This window comes from Curtobacterium sp. VKM Ac-1376 (assembly GCF_015351025.1).
In the GTDB taxonomy this organism is placed as follows: domain Bacteria; phylum Actinomycetota; class Actinomycetes; order Actinomycetales; family Microbacteriaceae; genus Curtobacterium.
Genome location: NZ_JADKRV010000042.1, coordinates 1 through 3,226, shown reverse-complemented (window position 1 = coordinate 3,226; position 3,226 = coordinate 1). Strand labels below are relative to the sequence as shown.

The 3,226-nt window shown below is 67.9% G+C and carries 2 pseudogenes; both read left to right on the top strand.

The features are described from left to right. The first annotated feature begins 82 nt into the window (after positions 1–82). Positions 83–2,409: pseudogene (ppsA, locus tag ITJ56_RS18005) on the top strand (phosphoenolpyruvate synthase). A gap of 440 nt (positions 2,410–2,849) precedes the next feature. Next, a pseudogene (locus ITJ56_RS18000) lies at positions 2,850–3,143 on the top strand (IS3 family transposase); the annotation flags it as partial. Between the last annotated feature and the right edge of the window lie 83 nt (positions 3,144–3,226).

The window sequence follows — 3,226 nt, the reverse complement described above, 5'->3', positions numbered from 1 at the left end:
ACCACCGGCCCCACACCGCCATCGGGAACCGGTCACCCATCACACGGTTGACCAACGTCCCTGGGCAGTACAGCTAGAGGACATCGCGTCCGTCGGCGGCAAGAACGCCTCCCTCGGCGAGATGTTGCGTTCCTTGGACGGTCTCGGGGTGCGCGTGCCCGACGGGTTCGCCACCACGGCGACGGCATTCGGACGACACATGGAGCACACGGGCCTGACCGCCTGGATCAGCAGCACGCTCCTCGCGCTTGATGTCGACGACACCGCCACCCTCGCGGCGGCCGGCGCAGAGATCCGTCGACGAGTGCTCTCGACGCCGCTCGAACGCGGCCTCGACCAAGCCGTTCGCGACGGGTTCTCCGAACTCACCGCGGGTGCGCCAGCGGATGCGTCGTTCGCGGTGCGCTCGTCGGCGACCGCCGAGGACCTCCCGGACGCGTCGTTCGCCGGGCAGCAGGACACCTACCTCAACGTCCGCGGCATCGACAACGTGCTCGACGCGGTCCGGCGAGTGTTCGCGTCGATGTACACCGACCGGGCGATCTCGTACCGAGTGCACCACGGCTTCGTCCACGACGAGGTCGCGATCTCGGTCGGCGTGCAGCGGATGGTGCGCTCGGACCTGGCGTCCGCGGGTGTCCTGTTCACCCTCGACACCGAGTCCGGGTTCGACCGGGCGGTGTTCGTGACGAGTGCGTACGGGCTCGGCGAAGGTGTCGTGCAGGGGGCGGTGAACCCGGACGAGTTCACCGTCTCGAAGACGGCGCTGGCGGCGAGGCGCCCCGCGATCCTGGGACGGGTCCTCGGCTCCAAGGCTGCCCGGATGGTGTTCACCGAGGACGAGGCAGTCGGCCGGACCACGGCATTCGTCGAGGTCGATGCCGCAGAACGGCGGCACTTCTCGCTCCGCGACGACGAGGTCACCGAGCTGGCGCGCATCGCGCTCGTCATCGAGCAGCACTACGGGCGTCCGATGGACGTCGAATGGGGCAAGGACGGTCTCGACGGCGAGCTGTACGTGCTGCAGGCCCGACCGGAGACCGTGGCGTCCCGGACCTCTGTCACCAGCATCGAGCGGCACCGCCTCGCCGTGCCGCCGATCGTGCCACCCCGGCTCGAAAAACGCGCGATCGGGCAACGCATCGGCAGCGGTGTCGTCCGGATCCTCTGGAGCATCGACGAGATGCACGACTTCCGGTCCGGGGACGTGCTCGTCGCGGACATGACCGACCCGGACTGGGAGCCGATCATGAAGCGCGCATCCGCGATCGTCACGAACCGGGGCGGCCGCACCTGCCACGCGGCGATCATCGCGCGGGAGCTCGGCATCCCAGCCGTGGTGGGGACCGCCACCGCGACGGACGTGCTCGCGGACGGCGACGTCGTCACGGTGTCCTGCTCGGAGGGCGAGACCGGGTTCGTCCACGACGGGACTCTCGCGGTCGAGGTGGACCGGCTCGAGGTCGGCGACCTCCCGGACCTCGACGTCGACCTCATGCTGAACGTCGGAAACCCCGAGCAGGCCTTCGCATTCGCCGCGCTGCCGAACACCGGTGTCGGGCTCGCCCGCATGGAGTTCGTCGTCAGCCGGCAGATCGGCGTGCACCCGAACGCGCTGCTCCGACTGGCGGATCAGCCCTCGGAGCTGCGGGAACAGATCGAGGACCGGATCGCTGCGTACGGGTCGCCGAGAGACTTCTTCGTGAAGCGTCTCGCCGAGGGTGTCGCGACGCTCGCCGCGGCGTTCGACCCGAAGCCCGTCATCGTCCGGCTCTCGGACTTCAAGTCGAACGAGTACGCCGGACTCCTCGGCGGCAGCCGGTACAGCCGGACGAGGAGAACCCCATGATCGGGTTCCGCGGCGCGTCCCGCTACCTCTCCGACGACTTCGCCCAGGCCTTCGCGCTCGAGTGCGAGGCGATCCGGCAGGTCCGCGACGTCATGGGCTTCGCGAACGTGAAGGTGATGATCCCGTTCGTCCGCACCGTCGAGGAGGCGTCGGGCGTCGTGGAGCGTATGGCGTCGCACGGGCTCGTCCGGGGAAAGAACGGCCTGGAAGTGGTCATGATGTGCGAGATCCCCTCGAACGCCCTCGATGCCGACCGGTTCCTCGACCACGTCGACGGGTTCTCCATCGGCTCCAACGACCTGACCCAGCTCACCCTCGGCGTCGACCGCGACTCCGGGCTGGTCGCGGACTCGTTCGACGAGCGGAACCCCGCGGTGCTCCGGCTCATCGACATAGCGATCGACGCATGCCGAGCCCGTGGCGCGTACGTCGGGATCTGCGGACAGGGGCCGAGCGACCACCCCGACCTCGCGGACCACCTCCGTGCCCGTGGCATCTCGTCCATGTCCCTCAATCCCGACACGATCCTGGCCACGTGGCAACGGCTTGCTGGTCGATGACCGGTGCGTCGATGGTCTCTCGGCGCTGGGCCGACATCGACACGTTGTTGTCAGCCTCGCTCGCCGAAGCCGACGAGAGCGGCACCTCCGCGTATAGAACGCGTGCTTGCCGAAAGACGACAAGTGCGGAGGAAGAAGGAACAGAGATGCTCCAAGCAGGAACGATGGTCATCGCCAGCCAGGACCACGGAGGAGTCTCACGGACCCGGGTCCGTGCTGGAACACGCGGCGTGGTCACGGTCGGAGGATGGTGGCCGGTGCAGGTTCGATGGGCGGGCACGACGCACGGGCAACCTGCGTACGTCGACGAGGTGGTCTGACCGACTGGACGCCCGGATGTGTGCCGGGCGCCCAGCCGTTGGTCAGGCGTCGCCTCAGCCGACGAGTGCTCGGGGTTCGTTCGCGGTGGTGGGGGATGACGCAACCCTGTACCCCTCGACAGCCAGTTCCGGTCGAAGAAGTTCGTCCGCGCGCTCGGCCACGCCGGGCTGCTCGGATCAATGGGCCGAGTCGGCGCCTGCGCGGACAACGCTGCGATGGAATCGTTCTTCGCCCTGTTGCAGAAGAACGTCCTCAATCGGCAACGTTGGGCGACACGCGAAGAGCTCCGGCTGGCGATCATCACTTGGATCGAAGCGACCTACCACCGGAAACGACGCCAACGCGGTCTCGGGAAGTTGACCCCGATCGAGTACGAGACGATCATCAACCCACAGGTCGCACTCGCGGCCTAAACGAACGTGACGTGCCCCACGGTTTGGTTACCCGCAATCCTCTGCGGATTGGGCCCGTTCTGAGAGGCTCCAACCATGCCACG